19 protein-coding genes and 1 tRNA gene are annotated in these 19,147 nt (G+C 65.5%); 8 read left to right on the top strand and 12 right to left on the bottom strand.

Translation table 11 applies throughout. From position 1 onward, the window contains the following. Nucleotides 1–39 precede the first annotated feature (39 nt). From AC07SQ_RS08405 to AC07SQ_RS08445, 9 genes are all read right to left on the bottom strand, one after another. Nucleotides 40–651, bottom strand: a complete 612-nt coding sequence (locus tag AC07SQ_RS08405; RefSeq protein ID WP_495276184.1) for a recombinase family protein — start codon at nt 649–651, stop codon at nt 40–42. Nucleotides 652–921: 270 nt separating this feature from the next. After that, nucleotides 922–1,866 carry a rolling circle replication-associated protein gene (locus AC07SQ_RS08410; protein ID WP_495276185.1) on the bottom strand — a complete coding sequence of 315 codons (945 nt, stop codon included), beginning with the start codon at nt 1,864–1,866 and terminating at the stop codon, nt 922–924. Nucleotides 1,867–2,295: 429 nt separating this feature from the next. Beyond that, nucleotides 2,296–3,648, bottom strand: a complete 1,353-nt coding sequence (locus AC07SQ_RS08415; protein ID WP_495272142.1) for a zonular occludens toxin domain-containing protein — start codon at nt 3,646–3,648, stop codon at nt 2,296–2,298. Continuing rightward, entirely contained in the window at nt 3,645–3,980 is a 336-nt protein-coding gene (locus AC07SQ_RS08420) for a DUF2523 family protein (protein WP_495272141.1), read from the bottom strand. Before AC07SQ_RS08420 ends, AC07SQ_RS08415 begins: the two co-directional genes overlap by 4 nt. A 1-nt stretch (nt 3,981) precedes the next feature. Beyond that, nucleotides 3,982–5,445 carry a hypothetical protein gene (locus AC07SQ_RS08425; protein ID WP_495272140.1) on the bottom strand — a complete coding sequence of 488 codons (1,464 nt, stop codon included), beginning with the start codon at nt 5,443–5,445 and terminating at the stop codon, nt 3,982–3,984. A gap of 101 nt (nt 5,446–5,546) precedes the next feature. Beyond that, entirely contained in the window at nt 5,547–5,789 is a 243-nt protein-coding gene (locus tag AC07SQ_RS08430) for a hypothetical protein (RefSeq protein WP_495272139.1), read from the bottom strand. Nucleotides 5,790–5,868: 79 nt separating this feature from the next. After that, nucleotides 5,869–6,081, bottom strand: a complete 213-nt coding sequence (locus tag AC07SQ_RS08435; RefSeq protein WP_495272138.1) for a hypothetical protein — start codon at nt 6,079–6,081, stop codon at nt 5,869–5,871. Between the two features lie 210 nt (nt 6,082–6,291). Beyond that, complete coding sequence (locus tag AC07SQ_RS08440) at nt 6,292–6,555, bottom strand: hypothetical protein (RefSeq protein ID WP_495276227.1); 264 nt, start codon at nt 6,553–6,555, stop codon at nt 6,292–6,294. Nucleotides 6,556–6,796: 241 nt separating this feature from the next. After that, nucleotides 6,797–7,120 (bottom strand): hypothetical protein, encoded by a 324-nt coding sequence (locus AC07SQ_RS08445; protein WP_495272136.1) that lies wholly within the window; start codon nt 7,118–7,120, stop codon nt 6,797–6,799. A gap of 650 nt (nt 7,121–7,770) precedes the next feature. Between AC07SQ_RS08445 and AC07SQ_RS08450 the strand changes: the two genes are divergently transcribed. The 4 genes from AC07SQ_RS08450 to rapZ are packed head-to-tail and all read left to right on the top strand — an operon-like array spanning nt 7,771 to nt 11,545. After that, nucleotides 7,771–8,034 (top strand): hypothetical protein, encoded by a 264-nt coding sequence (locus AC07SQ_RS08450; protein ID WP_495272135.1) that lies wholly within the window; start codon nt 7,771–7,773, stop codon nt 8,032–8,034. Nucleotides 8,035–8,044: 10 nt separating this feature from the next. Then, a complete protein-coding gene (locus tag AC07SQ_RS08455; RefSeq protein WP_390348795.1) occupies nt 8,045–8,950 on the top strand; it encodes an NAD kinase in 906 nt (301 codons plus the stop codon). A 37-nt stretch (nt 8,951–8,987) separates the two neighbouring features. Next, complete coding sequence (gene recN, locus AC07SQ_RS08460) at nt 8,988–10,670, top strand: DNA repair protein RecN (RefSeq protein WP_495272134.1); 1,683 nt, start codon at nt 8,988–8,990, stop codon at nt 10,668–10,670. Nucleotides 10,671–10,672: 2 nt separating this feature from the next. Then, nucleotides 10,673–11,545: an RNase adapter RapZ gene (rapZ, locus tag AC07SQ_RS08465; RefSeq protein ID WP_062476353.1), complete on the top strand. Its 873-nt coding sequence runs from the start codon at nt 10,673–10,675 to the stop codon at nt 11,543–11,545. A 13-nt stretch (nt 11,546–11,558) separates the two neighbouring features. On the opposite strand, the gene mutY is transcribed toward rapZ, so the two are convergent. From mutY to mutM, 3 genes are all read right to left on the bottom strand, one after another. Continuing rightward, a complete protein-coding gene (gene mutY, locus AC07SQ_RS08470; RefSeq protein WP_495272235.1) occupies nt 11,559–12,593 on the bottom strand; it encodes an A/G-specific adenine glycosylase in 1,035 nt (344 codons plus the stop codon). A 40-nt stretch (nt 12,594–12,633) separates the two neighbouring features. Next, complete coding sequence (locus tag AC07SQ_RS08475; protein WP_495272133.1) at nt 12,634–14,607, bottom strand: dynamin family protein; 1,974 nt, start codon at nt 14,605–14,607, stop codon at nt 12,634–12,636. Nucleotides 14,608–14,710: 103 nt separating this feature from the next. Then, the gene (gene mutM, locus AC07SQ_RS08480; RefSeq protein ID WP_095949174.1) at nt 14,711–15,526 is read right to left on the bottom strand and encodes a bifunctional DNA-formamidopyrimidine glycosylase/DNA-(apurinic or apyrimidinic site) lyase; all 816 of its coding nucleotides are present in this window, start codon (nt 15,524–15,526) and stop codon (nt 14,711–14,713) included. Nucleotides 15,527–15,597: 71 nt separating this feature from the next. Between mutM and AC07SQ_RS08485 the strand changes: the two genes are divergently transcribed. The 4 genes from AC07SQ_RS08485 (at nt 15,598) to AC07SQ_RS08500 (ending at nt 19,026) form a co-directional block, all read left to right on the top strand. Further along, on the top strand, nt 15,598–17,454 hold the full coding sequence (locus AC07SQ_RS08485; RefSeq protein ID WP_354342280.1) for a tetratricopeptide repeat protein: 1,857 nt from the start codon (nt 15,598–15,600) through the stop codon (nt 17,452–17,454). Continuing rightward, nucleotides 17,455–18,000 carry a lipoprotein insertase outer membrane protein LolB gene (locus AC07SQ_RS08490; protein ID WP_495272132.1) on the top strand — a complete coding sequence of 182 codons (546 nt, stop codon included), beginning with the start codon at nt 17,455–17,457 and terminating at the stop codon, nt 17,998–18,000. Further along, nucleotides 17,997–18,878 (top strand): 4-(cytidine 5'-diphospho)-2-C-methyl-D-erythritol kinase, encoded by an 882-nt coding sequence (ispE, locus tag AC07SQ_RS08495; protein WP_070061996.1) that lies wholly within the window; start codon nt 17,997–17,999, stop codon nt 18,876–18,878. The genes AC07SQ_RS08490 and ispE overlap by 4 nt, the downstream gene beginning before the upstream one ends. Before the next feature lie 71 nt (nt 18,879–18,949). After that, nucleotides 18,950–19,026: transfer RNA gene (locus AC07SQ_RS08500), tRNA-Gln, on the top strand. Nucleotides 19,027–19,147: the final 121 nt, after the last annotated feature.

Here is a 19,147-nt window from a genome sequence, read left to right on the forward strand (position 1 = left end):
AGTGTTGTACTTTGAAAAATTCGGTCGGAAGCGCCGAGCCTAGCTCAACCTGCGATACCGCCGCCCGCCCCACGCACGCCTCGTCACCCCATCCCTCACAAGCGCAGACCGGACCGCCGTAGGCGATACCCCGAACATCTGCGCAATCTCCCCCAGCGTAAAACCCTCCCGGTACAGGATCGCCGCAACACGCGCATCCTCCCCGGTCACCAACGGCTGACGGCCAAACAGCACCCCACGTGCTCGAGCAGCCACCCTCCCCGCCTCGCAACGCTCCCGAATCAGACTCCGCTCGAACTGAGCGAACGCCGCGATCATCTGCAAGGCGAGTTCGCCGAAGGAATGCGAAGTGTCTATCGGCTCAGTGAGCGACCTGAAGCCACAACCTCGGAGCTTCAGCACATCCATTACCCGTAAGACCTCCTGCATCGATCGCGCAACGCGGTCAAGCTTCCAGACCACAAGGGTGTCGCCCTCCCTCAGAGACCCCAGAAGACGCTGAAGCTCGGGCCGAGGGCCTACCCCTGATCCTGTCTCCCAAAACACCCTACGCACACCATAGCGCCTCAGCGCACGCAATTGCAGGTCCGCCTCCTGCTCTGCCGTACTCACCCGTGCATAACCAATCAGCACTTCATGCCCTCCCCGCACTCCGCGATTTTTGTAAGCACTTGTAGACTACAGGAAAGGAGAAACCCCATGGGAGTGCAAGACAGGGACTGGTACTGGAAAGACCGCGACGAGAAAGAGCGTGCGGCTCGGGCGACCGGTGCCGCGCCATCGAAGCGCAACGACCCAGACGACCTGATCCGCCGAGTCAACGGGAAGCACCCTCCAAAGCTTTGGGGAAGCGATTGGCACTGGAGCATCCAGCTGCTCGTGTGGCTCTGCATCGCCGTGCTGCTACTGCTCGCCTGGCGACTAGTGCGGTAACCCCCCTGGCGTCTCTTTGCAGAACCACAGCCGGTCATTGAACCGACCCGGACGCAGGGCAAGCACCGAATCACCCTGGCGGTATTCGTAGACCAGCCCGATCAGGTCGGCAAACTCGCAATCAACGACGATGGATTCAATCGGCACGTCGACGACACCGATGCTGCGGCTGAATCTGTTCTCGTGCTTCGGCACGTCCTCGTAGTCCTTGAGGATGTACTTCGAGACGTAGGCCGCCATCTTGGCCAAGCTCATGCTGTGCCGACGCGGACGACCGAATTTGTCCTTGCCCCCGAGGAAGCACAGGCCGCCAAGGTCGCCAACAACATCGCGCCAGATGCGTGTACCAAGCTCATAGCTTTTGATCCGCTCGCCCTTGTGGCTGACATACGTCGCGAGCCGGTGACACGCGAGATGGACGTGCATTGAGCCCCGCTCCTGAGGCTCAAATGCAGCGACGTAGCGGAACTGACCGCCGAGCGCACGCTTCATGCGGCGCACCCATTCCTTGAAGTGCTTTTTGCAGAGTGTGCGGTCAGGCTGATTGCGCTTGTACGTGATGGTCATCATCTGATCGAAGCACTCGGTGATGATGCCGCGCCGCGCCGTGGTCTTCGAACGAGCAGCCGACTTTCGCAACACAGCGGCATCACGCTCAGCCTGTTCCTCTGCGTCCTTGGCCGCCCTCTTGAGAGCCAGCGCCTGCTCGTGCTTGTCAAGGACCAACGAACCCGGCAGGCCGTCGAACACACGGTCATCACCGGGCTCCCAGCCATCCAGCTTGAAGCCATGGTTGTAGACCTCAGACCACGCGACGTAGGGCGTCGCACTTCGCTCCATGACGCCGTTGCACTCCCACGTGCGGATCACCCACTTGTCGGGGACCACTTTCCCTTCGAACTTGATCCCATTAACATACCGCTCCATTGGCATGGTTCCTCCTAAGTTTCGATGCCGATCCGACCCGGAACGTTGACGCGTTGCCGGGTCTTTTTTTGCCTCAGACCATCACGGTCAAGACGGCGGAAAAGTAGCTCTGTTCCAAAGTGTTCTAAGAACAAGTTAGCGCCGCGCTGCGCGCGGCGCGCCCTTCCCCCGCAAGCGGGGCCCCCTTCGCGCGCCTTGCGACATCGCGGGCCGCCAGCGCGAGAAAACGAAGGGCATAGGGAGGCGAATTCCGAAGCTCGCAGCCGCGAGCGCTTTGCTTCTCATTGAGCGCATGACCCGGGGCACGTATACAAAGCACGCCGGTAGTGCAGGTGTCTGCGCTTCGCTCCGACGATGGCTTGGCAGTGGCGCGAGCGCTGGCGCAGGGGCACGTAAAGAGCATCCCGCAAGCCGGGCGACCGCTGAACAAACGGATCACCCGCGCCCCCCTTTGAGAGCCTGCGGATCACGATAGCCGGGGCCATCGATGAGAACTTGCGACGAAAGCCCAGCCGCGGGTACATCACCACGAGCACCTGCGGGCACCCGACCGTCAGAGCCATAGCCGTCACGCAACACCAAGGGACGGTCGGGCGAACCGACCTGCCGCTGCGGCGCGTCACAGATAAGCGCGCGAGCTTGACCATGCCATCGCAGAAAGCCCATGCAATCGGTCTTTGGCTCCCAGTCATAACCTACCGCCGTCAGCTCATCACTCGTGACTTGAGCGAAGACGGCACCTGAGGCGGACAGAGCAAAGGTGTGCAGCACTCGACCACCGAGACGCATCACCCCCGTGAGGTGCAGCGACTTACCCGCGTAAGGCTCGGGATCACCCTTGGGCTCGCTAAGCGCACCGCCAGCTGCATTTTTCGATGCGACTGGGGACGATGCTGCGGATGACGCCGAAACACCCGCTGTAGCGCCCGCAACAGGTTCAGCCGGGGCCTGCGTGGCAGTTTTCACAACCGAGACGGGCTTGGGCTTGTCACCAGCGGAGAACTGCCACACAGCGAACGCGATCGACAGGGCGGACAAGGCCCAGACACTCTTAGTCCAGCGCTTCAACTTGACGGACAGCGGTGCCACGTCAGTAGCACCAGCCTCCAATACAGCATTGCCTTGGGTGTGGCTGCGGTACAGCGCGAAGAACTGAGGTTCGTACTTTCGAATGTCGGTCTGGATCACGGCACCACGATAGCCAGCGTGAACCTTGCGAATATAGCTATCGGCCTTGCCGAGCACATCGGCCTTGCGGACCTTGATCACCATCGCCATCAGCTCGGCAATGTCCTGGCACATCTGTCGAAACTTCTGCGTTGCCAGCAGCACATCGGAGTTGAAGTGCCGGTGCAACTTGTACCACTCGATCACCGCTTTATGAGTGCCGATACGCGGCATGGCTACGTGGCACTCATCGATGAGAAACAGCGGGCCCTGACCTGTTTTCGGATGCTTCCAGTCGGACCAGTAGCACCAGACGGTGCCGAACACCACTGCACCCGCAGCAGGAGGCTCGACATGGCCATCAGCGAAAAGCTCGAATGCCTCACCCTTGCCGGTCGCAGGATCAACGCGATTCGCGTCCCAGGTGCCACGCACAGGCGCGGCCACATACCGCATCTCGATCAAGGACCGAAATCGCTGATCGATGGCCGCGAACACATCAACATTCAGCGGTAGGTTCGTGATGATCTTTCGACCAGCCCTCAATGCCTCTAGCGCCTGAAAGACGCTGGCCTCGTAGCTCTTGCCAGAGCCGGGAATTCCCTCCAAGCCATTGATCATGATCCGAGTCTCGTGAACGGAATGACTTGCAGCACCAGTCGAATGCCGATGGCCGCAACGATGATCGCAACGCAGGTGCCAACGCCAAGCAGTCCCATGATGTTGACTATCTCAGCAGGCAGGCCACCAGCCGCATTGACATAGGGTTGAATGCCGGAGAAGTCGATAGCAGCGATGGCCTTGACGACGATCTTGCAGACCTGCTCGAAAGGCCAACACGCCGCGTCGCGCACCGCATCCCATACAGCGACCCAGCACTTAACGAAGAGCTGACCGATCCACGTGAGGACAGCCGAAATCTTCGCGAAAAGCATCGTGAAGGCTGCTGCCACGTCAGCCTCCGAATATCAGTGCACGAGCCAAAAGCAACGCGCTCAGGATGAGGATGGCTTTCGCGACATCCCAAATCCAGCAAGGCGGCGCTACGTCGTGCACGCCGTACATGATCCACCAATCCCAGTTCAGATTTATCGGCCAACTAGGACACGTGCCACCATCACCAACGTTGGGCATCAACTGCTTTGCAAGCTGGACCAACTGAGTGTTTTTGAACTGATCCTTGTACTCGTCATAGATGCCCTCCATGCCGTTGGGGTACTTGCGGACATAGAGCTCCGGGACAGGAGGCAGAGGCGTATCTGTCGGCGCGTCATCGACAGGATCAGGCGTTTTGGTTGTCGTGCTCGTGCTGATCACATCACCGGCCTGATTCCTTGTCACGTTGTTGGTGACCTGATTGACCGTCACGGTGTCACCAGCATAGTTGTAGTTGATGACCGTCGTGCTCGTGGTCGTGTGCGTCTCAGGACCGTTCGCTGTTTGCTGCGTGGTCTGAGTAGTCGTCGTGCTCGCTGGTGACTGTGCCGGTCCGATCACGGACAGCGGCTGATCAATCTCAATCTGACCACCCTTGTCCCAGTAGTCGCGAATCGCATCCCAAACGATGTTCTTGTTCTTGTCGTCACGGATTGCGCCTTCGAGCTTCTGCTGCGCCTGATCGGTCGTGATAGGCCTGTATTGAACGTCCGTCACCTGAGGTTCAGCGTGACAAGAGCCGTCAGACCAAATGTAGTTCCCTGCCGGACACCCACTCGCCGCTCGATACATTGAAGCCGTGCGGTCCTGATAAGCCGTAACCGTACCGATCTTCCAATGAACACGCGCTTTGGTAGATGGCACAGCGCATGTAAGCGTCTCCGACCCCAAAATTTCTGCTGTTGGATTCGACCCCTTAAAAACCTGAGCGGACCATTCCTTGTGTTCCAAACACGCCGCAGCAGCAGAGCTATGGTGAGTGGGAACCCCGGCTTTCGTATCCGTGTAGTAGAAGAAGCCATCCGACTGAACCGGCGGCGGTCCGGGGACACACTCCTCCCATGCACCACTCGGGATAGGCTGCATCGAGCCACCAGCAAGCCGAACACAAGCGGCCTCAGTCAATCGCTTAAACGCCTCGCCTGCAACGTAGCCACCAATCCCACCGCGCAACGCTTTGCCGATGTTCGCGGGCGTCAATACACCCTTGACCGTTCCCTTGTCCGGCGGAAGATCAGAAAGCTTGAACGGCATCTGTAACAAGGCCTCGAAATCAGACTGGCCGCCACTGAGATTCGCAGGCTTGCCCAACAGAGCATCGAAATCACTACCAGTCGGCTTGACAGTAGCCCTCGCCGTATTCGGCCCCGAGCGCGCAAGGCCCAAACCACCAGCGCCCTTCGACACATACGACGCATGCACGTCCTGCACACTGGCACATGCCAGGAGGATGCCAAGAAAGAGAGCGTGCAGCCAATTCATGGCGCGGACTTATAGCCAGCCACAAACAGGAGCGCGCCCATCGCCCCCATGAGCAAGATGATTGCCCAGAACAAGGCGAGGAGCGCGCCGGCCAGCATCGCTTAGACCTTGCGAATGACGCGCTTCGACACGTCCGGGCCCTTGAGCGTCAGCGCGATCGCGATGATCGTGACGCAGATGGCCAGAACGGCAGCCTGCACGCCCGAGAGGCCGATGCCGTTGAGCAGCGTGATGATCGGGTTCGTTTCCTGCGCGAATGCGCCGGTCGATGCAGTTGCCACGGCGGCGACCACGAGGGCCTTCGAGCCGTACTTTTGGCTCAGGTTGTGGAGATTTTTCAGCATTGCTTTTCCTTCAGGTTGGTTGAAAAACGGCATCGGAAACCGACACCCGGAAACCCTGACCCGCAGGGCTACCGGGTCATCAGAGCTTGCGAATCGAAGTCAGGGCGAGCGCCGTGCCAAAGCCCAGCAACCAGAACGCGAACACCGCCGCGAAGCCCCAGCCGAAGACAAAGAACAGCGACTCCGGAGTAATGCCCAAGGACGCGAAGTCAATGGTTTCGAGAAACGGCACCGACGAGACACTCTCAGGCGGGCACGGATTCGCATCGACAGTGCAGACGAGGTAGCGCATCAGGCCGACGGATAAATTTCTTCGACCTCAACGACACCCGAACACGAAGGACACACGACCGCATCCTCTAAGCCGTCGGCGGACTCCCACTCTGAATAGCCATGCTCGGCACCACAGTGCGGGCAATCGGCCTCGGGATCGAACTCGGAATCCTCATCAGGGCTCATTGCCATAAAAGCTCCTATCGCGTAGTTAAAAACCGCAAGCCACTCACAGAGCGCGGCACTCAATGAAGGGCTTGCGACTGGGGAAACCGGGGTAGAGGCCCAAGGGCCGCATCAGGTCAGGCGTGAAGCCCGCTTCACAGATCGCGCGAAAAAAAGCGGCCTGCTCGTGAGCGGTGAACGAATCGAAACCCGGAGGACGCATGCGCTCAACACGCTCGACCCCGAGCAACGAGGAACGAGGCGGACCCATGGCGCGGTCAACGAGAAGGACCACGAGCACGCCCATCAACACTGCGAGCAGCACCATGAGCGCAAGCCTCAGCCGAACACGGCGGCTCATGGCTTGAGCCCTACAGCAGCAGCAAGGGCATCTTCGAGACGGTCGAAAGGCGCAGCCACCGCCCTACCGATGGCACCGCGCAACGTGATGCGACGACGCAGGAGGTAGTCCGCGACGGCAACCCAGAGCCGGGCCGCAAGGATGAGCACGAGAATTGCAGCGAGCACAACGCCCGCCGCGATCCACAACGTATCAACGGCGGGGCACATCACTGACCCTTCGAGGGCTGCTGCGGCAGGCGTGCTGCGGCAGGCGTGAAGCCCGTGAGCACGGACACGATGTCGCCCTTGGACTCGCCCCAGTCGGCGACACGCAGGGAGAACGTTGCCGCGAAAAGACCGACCTTCACCTGATCGCGCAGCTCAGGAATGATCTGATCGCTACGCAGCGTGCCGACCGTGACCACCTCGTTTTTGTCGTTGCGCAGCACGCAGCGCGCAGCAAAGTGGGTGTACTTGTTCTGAGTGCGCTTGGAGACGCGCTCCTCGTTTTCGACGGCGAGAACTTCAATGATGGAACTGAATTGAGACATGTGGTGCTCCTAGATGGCCGCGTGTCGCGGCAGGCCCTGGCGACGTGCCAGCCGGAAGCCCTCAGCAAGGGCTACGAGCTGGCGAGTCAGAACAGCCTCCCCTGCGTCCAAAACTCGCGACGACGAATGAGGGACCAGCGTTGAGCGGGGGTCACAGGGCACCTTCGGAGCCGTGATGCCTGATCCAATCCACACACCCAAGGCATGCGCACATCACGCCTGTGCCGCAGGCCTCACAGAACGTGTCTTCGTCGTGCGCCTCGATCTGAGCGGCCTCAGTGCCGTAGGTCTGCACATGCAGGCAGTCCTGACACAAGCACTGGAACGGACCACGGAGGGTGTCCACCCCCACCCCGGGCTCAGCAGGAGCCGGCAAGCTCAGAACCGAGCCGTTAGCCGAAGCAGGTGGGGGAGGACAGAGGGGACGTTGCGCGAACGCAGCGAAAGAGATTTGGTGCATGCCGGCTCCTGAGTTGAGAGCCGCTGCTTCTGGCGGTAGCCCCGAGGGGCGCGGCTCCTGTAAAGTCTGTGACTGCATATTGCAGTCACGGACCGGAGATTAGGTTGACTGCACCTTGCAGTCAAGCCCTTCCGTAAGATGACTGCACGTTGTAGTCAACGCACCACACCCACACAGGAGAAACACGCATATGCAAACGACCATGCACCTTCTCGACCAAGCATTCAGCCTGCACCCAGCCCCCTTTTGGGCCGACAAGCTCAAGCTGGCCCGCCAGACACTGCACACGGCCAAAGCACGCGGCCACCTCAGCCCGGCAATCGCTGGAGCATTGGCCGAAGAACTCGGAAAAGACCCGAAGGAATGGATCGTCCTGGCCGCACTCGAATCGGAGCGAGAAAGCGCCTGCAAAACTCGCATGGTTTCGCGAATGCGCAAGAGTTTGATGTTGTAATTTGTGAGCTATGACCTCACGCTTTCGTCACGTCGCCCTGATCGGCAAATACCAGGCTTCCGGCGCCCGGGCGCAGGCCGATGCGCGCGATGGCGTGATGGAAGGCATTGGCGCCTTCCTCGAATCGCAGGGATGCACGGTGTTCGTGGAGCGTTCGTCCTGCGAGGACACCGACGCGCCGCCGCACCCGCGCTACCAGGCGCTGTCGGTAGAGGAAATCGGCCAGCGCTGCGACCTCGGCCTCGTGGTCGGCGGTGACGGCACCATGCTCGGCATCGGCCGGCAGCTCGCGTGCTACGGCATCCCGCTCATCGGCATCAACCGCGGGCGACTGGGCTTCATCACCGACATCCCGCTCGACAACTACCAGGCCACGCTGATCCCGATGCTGGCCGGCGAATACGAAGAAGACCACCGCAGCCTGATGCACGCGCAGGTGCTCCGCGACGACGCCGTCGTGTTCGACGCGCTCGCGATGAACGACGTGGTGGTCAACCGCGGCGCCACCTCGGGCATGGTCGAGATGCGCGTGTCGGTGGGCCGCCATTTCGTGGCCAACCAGCGCGCCGACGGGCTGATCATTGCGTCGCCCACGGGCTCGACGGCCTACGCGCTGTCGGCCGGCGGGCCGCTGCTGCATCCGGCGGTGCCGGGCTGGGTGATGGTGCCGATCGCGCCGCACACGCTGTCCAACCGCCCCGTGCTGCTGCCCGACGCCGACGAGATCGTGATCGAGCTGGTGAGCGGGCGCGACGCCAGCGCCAATTTCGACATGCAGTCGCTCGCCTCGCTCGCCATCGGCGACCGCGTGGTGGTGCGCCGCTCCGACTTCCGGGTGCGCTTCCTGCACCCGCGCGGCTGGAGCTACTTCGACACGCTGCGGAAAAAACTCCATTGGAACGAAGGGGGCTCCTGAATGAAGGACCACGCCCCCAGCTTGAGGACGAACTGAGATGGCTTTGCGACGCATCGCACTGCGCGACTTCGTGATCGTGCGGTCCCTTGAACTCGATCTGTCGGCCGGCTTCACGGTGCTGACCGGGGAAACCGGCGCCGGCAAGTCCATCCTGATCGACGCGCTGCAGCTGGCGCTGGGCAACCGCGCCGACGCCGGTGCCGTGCGCGAAGGCGCCGAGCGGCTCGACGTGAGCGCCGAGTTCGACGCCGACCCGGCCCTGGCCGGCTGGCTCGACGAAGGCGGCTTCGAGGCCGGCGACGGCCTGCTGCTGCGCCGCACGGTCGACCTGCAGGGACGCAGCCGCGGCTGGATCAACGGCAGCCCCGCCACCGCCACGCAGCTGCGCGAACTCGGCGACCGCCTGCTCGACATCCACGGCCAGCACGCCTGGCAGAGCCTGACCCGCCCCGAGGCCGTGCGCGGCCTGCTCGACGCCTACGCCGGCGCGCGCACCGACGCGCTCGACGCCGCCTGGCAGAGCTGGCGCCAGGCGCTCTCGGCGCTCGAGCACGCACGCTCGGCGCAAGACTCGCTGCAACGCGAGCGCGAGCGGCTGCAGTGGCAGATTTCCGAAGTCGCCAAGCTCGCGCCGGGTGCCGACGAGTGGGACGAACTCTCGGCCCACCATTCGCGCATCTCGAACGCGCAGGCGCTCATCGACGCCGCCCAGGGCGCAAGCCAGGCACTCGAAGACGACGACAACGGCGCCCTCGCCGCCCTCTCGCGTGCCGCGACACTGCTGCAGAACTGCGAGCACATCGAGCCCGAATTCCGCACGCTGGGCGAGGTGCTGGCGTCCTGCGTGGCGCAGGCCTCGGACGCGGCCCACTCGCTGCACGGCTACCTGCGCGACACCGACACCGATCCCAAGACGCTCGCCGAACTCGACGAGCGCATGGGCCTGTGGATGTCGCTCGCACGCCGCTACAAGCGCACGCCCGCCGAGCTGCCCGCGCTGCTGGCCGGCTGGCAGGCGGAGCTGCAGGCACTCGACGCGCAGAGCGACCTCGAAGGCCTGGAGCGCGCCGAGCTGAACACGCAACAGGCCTACATGAAGGAAGCCAAGGCCCTCGGCAAGATCCGCAAGCAGGCGGCGCCGCGCCTGGCCCAGGCCGTCACGCAGGCGATGCAGGGCCTGGGCATGCAGGGCGGGCGTTTCGACGTCGAACTGCAGCCGCTGGCACAGCCCGGCCGCGCCGGCCTCGAAGAAATCTCGTTCCTGGTGGCCGGCCACGCCGGCAGCACGCCGCGCGCCATCGGCAAGGTGGCCTCGGGCGGCGAGCTCTCGCGCATCGCACTGGCCATCGCCGTGACGACCAGCGAACTGGGCGCCGCGCAGACGCTGATCTTCGACGAGGTCGATGCCGGCGTGGGCGGCGCGGTGGCCGAAACCGTGGGCCGCCTCATGAAGCAGCTCGGCCGCGATCGCCAGGTGCTCGCCGTGACCCACCTGCCGCAGGTGGCGGCCTGCGCCGACCACCACCTCGTGGTCGCCAAGCGCCAGACGACGGCGGCCGGCACGGACGGCCCGCGCACCGAAAGCGGCGTGTCGCGCCTGGCCGCCGACGACCGCGCCCGCGAAATCGCCCGCATGCTGGGCGGCGAAAAGGTGTCGGCCACCTCGTTGGCCCATGCGCGCGAAATGCTGGGCCACAAGACGCCGGCGACCGCCCCATGAACATGAACCTCGACCTCGTCCTCATCACCGGCATGTCGGGCTCCGGCAAGTCGGTGGCGTTGCACGCGCTGGAAGACGCCGGCTACTACTGCGTCGACAACCTGCCGCCCGAGCTGCTCACGGCCTTCATCGCCCTGCAGCACGAGCAGCAGGCCACGCGCGTGGCGATCGCCATGGACGTGCGCAGCGGCGTGTCGCTGCCGATCGTGCCGCAGCAGCTCGAAGCGCTGCGTGCCGACGGCGTCTCGCTGCGCTCGCTGTTCCTCGACGCGACCACCGACGCCCTGCTGCGCCGCTACTCTGAAACCCGTCGGCGCCACCCGCTCTCGCGCCAGGAAAGCCGCACCGACGTGCCCGAGCAGCACCGCGTGCTGGTGCAGGCCATCGAGCTCGAACGCGAGCTGCTGGCCGACCTGCGCGACGGCGCCGACGTGATCGACACCAGCCTCATCCGCCCCGCACAGCTCCAGAGCTACATCAAGGGGCTGATCTCGGCGCCGCAGAACGCGCTGACGCTGGTGTTCGAATCCTTCGCCTTCAAGCGCGGCGTGCCGCTCGATGCCGACTACGTGTTCGACGTGCGCATGCTGCCCAACCCGCACTACGTGCCCGCGCTGCGCGCGCTCACGGGCCGCGACGAGCCGGTGATCGAATGGCTGCGCGAGCACGACGACGTGGCGCGCATGTTCGACGACATCGAGCAGTTCCTGACGCACTGGCTCGACGCACTGGCGCGCGACCACCGCAGCTACGTGACGGTGGCCATCGGCTGCACGGGCGGGCAGCACCGGTCGGTGTTCCTGGTCGAGCAACTGGCACGCGCCTTCGGTGCGCGCTGGGGCGCGCTCAAGCGCCACCGCGAACTCGACGCCTAACGGCGGAGGCCGCTCAGGCCTCGGCGGTTTCCAGCAGCTTGCGCATCGGGGCGGGCAGCCCCAGCCGGCTCCACTCCTGCGCCTCGACCCAGCGCGCGCCCTCGCCTTGCGGCTGGACGCCCTGCAGGAGCACGGGGTGCAGGTGCAGGTCCTTGTGGGTCAGCACGTGCACGAAGGGCGGCAGTTCCTGCGTGTCATGCGCCGCGCCCGACGGCAGGGCCGCGAGTAGGTCGTCGTGGCTGTCAAACACCGGCAGGCAATGCAGCCCCGCCCAGATGCCCTTGGCGGGCCGCTTCTCCAGCCACACGCGCCCTTGCGCGTCGCGCGCCAGCAGCACCCACAGCGACTGGGCACTGCGCTTGAGCTTGCGCGTCTTCACCGGGTAGCGCTCGGGCGCGCCCTGGCGCAGGCCCACGCAGCTCGCGTTCACCGGGCAGATCATGCAGCTGGGCTTGCGCGGCAGGCAGACCGTGGCGCCCAGGTCCATCAGGCCCTGCGTGTAGCTCGCCACCGCCTCGCGCTGGCCTTCTGGCGGCAGCAGTTGCGTGGCGAGGTCCCACAGCGCGCGCTCCTGCGCCGACGACGACATGTCGCCGTCGAAGCCGAGCACGCGCGTCAGCACGCGCTTCACGTTGCCGTCGAGGATGGCCACGCGCTCGCCGAAACAGAAGGCCGCGATGGCGGCCGCCGTCGAACGACCGATGCCGGGCAAGGTCACGAGTTCGGCGGCGGTGTGCGGAAAGGCGCCGCCGAAGCGCGCGACCACCTCCTGCGCGCAGCGGTGCATGTTGCGCGCGCGGCTGTAGTAGCCCAGGCCGCTCCACAGGCCGAACACCTCGTCCTCGGTGCCGGCGGCCAGCGCCGCCACGTCGGGAAAACGTTCGAGAAAGCGTGCGAAGTAGCCCAACACGGTCGTGACCTGGGTCTGCTGGAGCATCACCTCGGAGAGCCAGACACGGTAGGGGTCGCGCGTGTTCTGCCACGGCAGCTCACTGCGCCCATGGCTGCGCTGCCAGCGCACGATCTGTGCTGCGAATTCGGGGGGCAGCGGCGGAAGTGGGGAGACGGCCGCCCGCGCGGCGGTTCGCTCAGGCCGCACGCAGTTGCTCGCCCGCGATGGCGGCGGCCGCGGCAGGCGGCTGGCTGCCGTGCTGCGCGATCAGCGAGGTGAACTCGTGCAGCCGCTCCTGCAGCGCAGCCAGGTGGCTCTCTTGCGCGGCGATCTCGGCCAACCGGTCGTCGAGGCTGCCCGCGGCATTCTGGATGCGTTCGATCGCCTCGATGCGCTTGCTGAAATTGCGGCGGCGTTCCTTGAGCTGCGCATCGATCTGCGCGCTCGCGCCCTTGCTCCAGCGCTCGACCTCGGTCATGGCGGCTTCGTTGACCAGCCGCAGCCGGCTGGCCAGCGCACGCACCAGCTTGTCGCAGAAGTCGGCCTGCGCGAGCTTGATCAGGTTGCCCACGCCCAGGTAGTGGATGTGGCTGCGCTCGATCTGGCCCAACTCCTGCTCGAAGCCGCTCAGGTCGGGCTCGGCCGGCGCCTGCAGCGTGAAGCCCTGCTCGGCGTTGAGCTGGCGGAAGGTGGCGTGCAGCATCGACTGGATCTCGGCCGTCGTCGCCTGCACTTCGCGCAGGTTGTTGCGCAGCGCATCGAAGGTTTCGCCGTACACCTTGCGCACGTTGAACTTGACGCCGGGGCGCTTGAGCGCCGCGGCCAGCTTGACCATGTCGGCCTTGAGCGCCGTGCGCCCGAGCACCGCGTACACCTCGCGCAGCAGCTTGCCCTGTACCGAGCGCAGCGCCAGGATGCGGGTGTTGCTGCCCTCGAATTCAGCGTGTTCCTGGTCGATGCGCGCACGCATGTGGCGGATCACCGACACGTTCTTGCCGCGCAGGCCCTGCAGTTCGAGCGCCTGCTCCGACAGGTCACGCTGGCGCACCTTCAGCAGACGCTCGGCCTCGGTGCGCAGCGCGGCCATGCCAGCGTCGACCGCCAGCCGCAGCATGGTCTCGCGCTTGCCAAGCACGCCTTCGCCGAGCAGCGCCTCGAGCGCCGGCAGCCGGCTGGCGTCGAGCAGGGCCGCGTCGTGACCGATCTTGGCCTGCAGGCCCTTCTGCGCCGACACCGGCAGCACCTGCGCCAGCGGCACCTCGAGCAGCCGGGCTGCGCCTTCACGCTGGCGCTCGATCTGCTGCCCGATCTGCGTCGGGGTGCTCAGCGTGTCCCACAGCGTGTCGATCTTGTTGAGCACCACGAAGCGCGTGTCGTGGCTGTCGTCGCCGGTGATCAGGTGCTCGCGCCAGATCGACAGGTCGGAGCGGGTCACGCCGGTTTCGGCGCCCAGGATGAAGACCACGGCATGCGCCTGCGGGATCAGGCTCACGGTGAGTTCGGGCTCGGCACCGATCGCGTTCAGGCCGGGGGTGTCGAGGATCACGAGGCCCTGCTCGAGCAGCGGGTGCGGCATGTTCAGCACCGCGTGGCGCCAGCGCGGAATCTCGACGCGGCCTTCGGCGTCCTGCACCGGGTTGTCGTCGGGCGTCTCGGGGTTCCAGAAGCCGAGCGCGCGGGCTTCGTCCTTGCTCACCCAGCGGACTTCGGCCACCTTGCCCATGGCCCGGGCCAGTTGCTCGGCGTCGCCCACCTCGATGGGCAACTCGGTCCAGCGCGTGGGCCGCTCGCGCCAGTGGGCGAGCGAGTGCGGTTCCAGGCGGGTTTCGATGGGCAGCAGGCGCAGCTTGGGCGCCAGGGCGGCGTCGTAGCCCAGCTCGGTCGGGCACATCGTGGTGCGCCCGGCGCTGGCCGGCATGATCCGCCGGCCGTAGCCGGCGAAGAAGATCGCGTTGATCAGCTCCGACTTGCCGCGCGAGAACTCGGCCACGAAGGCCACCATGACCTTGCTGGTGCGGATCTGGTCTTCGAGGGCGCGCAGCCGTTCGGCCACGGCCTGGTCGAGCAGCTCGTTGTCGGTCAGCCAACGGGACAGCCACTGAAGGCGGCGGGCGAAGTTGCTCCGCCAGGCGCCGTGCTGATCGAGCTGTTGGTTGAAAGAGCGGCTCAAGGGGAAGATGTAAGTAAGAATTTACAAATATAACATCGCCACATGGCGAACGGGGTACCAACAGGAGTTTGCCCCGAAGCAGCCGCCACGGGGCCCACCGTCCCTAGGATTTCTGGCAATGGGGACAGTAATAAGTAGAGCGCTGCCCCTGTTTCAGCTGCCGGATCGGCGTGCCGCACACCCGACACGGCTCGCCCGCGCGGCCGTAGACGGTCGCTTCGAGCTGGAAGTAGCCGCTTTGCCCGTCCACGTTCGAGAAGTCGCGCAGGGTGCTGCCGCCCTTCTCCACCGCCCGCGCCAGGATGTCGCGCACCGCCGCATGCAGTTTCGCCGCGCGCGGCCGGCTGATGCGCGCCGCCGACAGGGTCGGCCGGATGCCGGCCATGAACAGCGCCTCCGACGCATAGATGTTGCCCACGCCCACCACCACGTCGCCCGCGAGCAGCACCTGCTTGATGGCCGTGCGGCGTTTCTTCAGCCCGGCATGGAAGGCGTCGAGGTCGAAGGCGTCGCCCAGCGGCTCCATGCCCAGCCCGCCGAGCAGCTTGAGGGCCCAGGGCGCCTCTTCGTCGTCCACGTAGACAACGGCACCGAAGCGGCGCGGGTCGTTCAGCCGCAGGGTCCCGAGTTCGGTGACGAGGTCGAAGTGGTCGTGCACGCCGGGCTCCGGCAGGTGGATGTCGAAGCGCAGGCTGCCCGACATGCCCAGGTGCAGCAGCAGCAGCCCGCGGTCCAGGTCGATGAGCAGGTACTTGCCGCGACGGCGCACCTCGCGCACGCGACGCCCAACCAGCGCCTGCGGCACCACCATCAGCGCCCAGCGCAGCGGCTTGCCGATGCGCACGGACTCGATGCGCGCGCCGGCGATGCGGTCGGCAAAGCCGCGCCGGGTGACTTCGACTTCGGGTAGTTCAGGCATGAAAAGTAAAACTCCGGCAGCGACGAAGCCCCATGCGGCGCTCGTTCAAATGGCTGGATTATTATGGTCAGATGAACCCATCGCCCCGCCGTCACCGCCTTGCGGCGGCCGCGTCTCTCGTGCTGCTTGCCTACACAACGCACGCACAGTCTCTTGAACCCACTGCCGCCGGCAACCCGCCCCCCGCCATCGAGCGCACGGCACCGCCGAAGCCGCCGGTGCGCCCCCGGACGACCCCTGCCGCCGCCAAGCCGGCCGCCGAAGCCGCGCAGCCGTCGGCGCTGACGGCCGACCTGTTCTACGAAATCCTCATGGGCGAGATCACCGCCCGCTCCGGCGACCCCGGCTCCGGCTATTCGCTCGTGCTCGACGCGGCCCGACGCCTGCGCGACGGCAAGCTGTTCCAGCGCGCGGTCGAAATCGCGCTGCAGTCGCGCTCCGGCGACGCCGCCATTTCCGCGGCACGCGCCTGGCAGGAAGCACTGCCCAATTCGCGCGATGCCCGGCGCATCGAGCTGCAGATCCTGATCGCACTGAACCGCATCAGCGAAACCGTCGAACCGCTGCGCGCCGAAGTGGCCGCCACCTCGCAGATCGAGCGCCCCCTGCTGATGGCGGTGATCGCACGCACCTACGGCCGCGCCGCCGACAAGAAGCTCGCCGCCTCGGTGGTCGAGCAGGCGCTGGTCGACGAACTCAAGAGCCCGACCACCGGCGGACTGGCCTGGGCCACCGTGGGCCGGCTGCGCCTGAACGCAGGCGACCCCTCGGGGGCGCTGGACGCCGCGCGCAAGGGACAGGCCATCGACCCGTCGTCCGAGGCGCCCTCGGCGCTGGCGCTCGAGCTCATCGATCCGGGCCAGCCGCTGGCCGAGCCGATCGTCACGCGCTACCTCGCGAACAACCCCAAGGCCTCGCCCGACCTGCGCATTGCCTATGCGCGCACGCTGGTCGAGAACCGCCGCTTCAGCGACGCCAGCACGCAGCTGCAGACCCTGACCGCCGCGCGTCCCGAGTTGGCGGAGCCCTGGCTGCTGCTCGGCAGCCTGCAGATGCAGGCCCGCCAGGAAGCGGCGGCCGAAACCTCGCTCAAGCGCTACGTCGACCTGATGACGGCGCCGGGCCAGAGCCAGGACGCCGGTGACGTCGCGGACCGCAAGCGCGGGCTGACGCAGGCGTACCTCGTGCTCTCGCAGCTGGCGGAACGGCGCAAGGATTTCCAGGCGGCCGACCGCTGGATCACGCGCATCGACAGCACTGACAACCAGAGCGCCATCCAGGGCCGCCGCGCCAGCCTGCTCGCGAAGCAGGGCAAGCTGCCCCAGGCCCGCGAGCTGCTGCGCGCGCTGCCCGAGCGCACGGCGGAGGAACGCAAGCAGAAACTGCTGGCCGAAACCCAGCTGCTGCGCGAAGCCAAGCAATACCAGGCCGCCTACGACCTGCTGGCCCAGGCCTCGGCCGCCGCGCCGGACGACGGCGACCTCGTCTACGACCAGGCCATGATGGCCGAGAAGCTCAATCGCCTGGACGACATGGAGCGGCTGCTGCGCCGCCTGATGACGCTCAAGCCCGAGAGCCAGAACGCGTACAACGCGCTGGGCTACTCCTTCGCCGATCGCAAGATCCGGCTCGACGAAGCCCGCACGCTCATCCAGAAAGCCGTGCAGCTCGCGCCCGAAGACCCGTTCATTGCCGACAGCCTGGGCTGGGTCGAGTTCCGGCTCGGCAACACGGCGGAGGCGATCCGCATCCTCGAGGCGGCCTACAAGACGCGGCCCGACCCCGAGATCGGCGCGCATTTCGGCGAAGTCCTGTGGTCGGTCGGCCAGAAGGACCGCGCGGTCGCGATCTGGAAAGAATCGCTGCTGACGGACGCCGAGAACGAGACGCTGCAGGAAACCCTCAAGCGCCTGCGCGTCAAACCCTGAATGGCATCGATCACGCACACGGCTCCCGCGCGGGGCGATGAGTCCTTCACCCGCCGCGCGGCGCTTGGCGCGGGCGGCGGTGCACTGCTGCTGTGGCTCACGGGCTGCGCCCAGCTCTCGGGCGGCACCGCTGCCGCGCCCGGACGTTCGGCCAGCTGGAGCGGGCGCATGTCGCTGCGCATCGACAGCGAACCGGTCCAGACCTTTGCCGCACTGTTCGAGCTGCGCGGCTCGGCCGAAACCGGCGACCTGACGCTGACCACGCCCATCGGCAGCACGCTGGCGCAACTGCACTGGGCGCCGGGTGAAGCCCTGCTGAAGAACGGCAGCGAGACCCGCCGCTACGACTCCGTCGACGCGCTGATCGAAGCCGCCACGGGCGCCGCCATTCCGGTGGGCGCTCTGTTCGGCTGGCTCGACGGCCGCGCCGACCCCGTCCCCGGCTGGCGCGCCGACCTGGGCCAGCTGTCGAACGGCCGCCTGCAGGCCACCCGCGAATCTCCCGCGCCCAGGGCGGACCTGCGCATCGTGTTCGAACGCTCATGAAGGCGATCTACGACCTTCCCGCGCCGGCCAAGCTGAACCTGTTCCTGCACATCACCGGGCGGCGCGACGACGGCTACCACCTGCTGCAGTCGGTCTTCATGCTGATCGACTGGTGCGACACGCTCCACGTCGAGCTGCGCAACGATGGCCAGCTCAGCCGCGAAGACCTCACCACGCCACTGCCGGCCGACGATCTCGTGCTGCGCGCCGCCCGTGCGCTGCAGGCGCATGCCGCGCCCGGCCAGGGCGCGCACATCGGCATTGCCAAGCACGTGCCGGCGCAGGCGGGCATGGGCGGCGGGTCGTCGGACGCGGCCACCTGCCTGCTCGCGCTCAACCGCCTCTGGAACCTGAACTTGCCGCTGTCGCGCCTGGCGCAGATCGGGTTGAAGCTGGGCGCGGACGTGCCTTTCTTCCTCGGCGGACGCAACGCCTGGGTCGAGGGCATCGGCGAGGAAATCACCCCCGTGAACCTGCCGCCGGCACGCTTCGTGGTGGCCAAGCCACCCGAGGGACTCGATACCCGATTAATTTTTTCTGCGGATGATTTGGAACGGGCGACTCCTGTTGCTATAATCTCAGGCTTTGCTGCAGATAGCGAACAGCTAGAAGCCACAAACCTCGGCAACGGGGTTTACGACTTCGGTCACAACGACCTGCAGCCGGTTGCCCAACGGCTTTGCCCCGCAGTCACCGACGCCATCGAATGGCTCGGACTGCAAGGATTGAAGGCCCGGATGACCGGCTCCGGAAGTTCGGTGTTCGCGAAGATGCCGCAATTGCCGCAGGAAGCGGAACTGCTCGAAGCCCCCCGGGGATGGCAGGTTCGACAATGCGACAATCTGGCAGTTCATCCACTCTGGGGATGGGCAGCCTGAAGAGATAATCGGAACGCTCTGCGGTTCGATGCGACATATATCGGTGGATGGTGCAAACCATCAACCTGTGTAGGGGAGTCGCCAAGCTGGTTAAGGCACTGGATTTTGATTCCAGCATGCAAAGGTTCGAATCCTTTCTCCCCTGCCAAATCTCTCAAACTGCGGCCTGATGGCCGCAGTGCTTCTTTTGCAGTCCACCGGCTGCAATAATCGGCGGCCCACACAGGCCGCCACGACTCGAAACCTTTGGCGGCTTTCCCGCAAGCCCA

The sequence above is a fragment of the Variovorax sp. GW821-FHT06D12 genome (assembly GCF_059419205.1).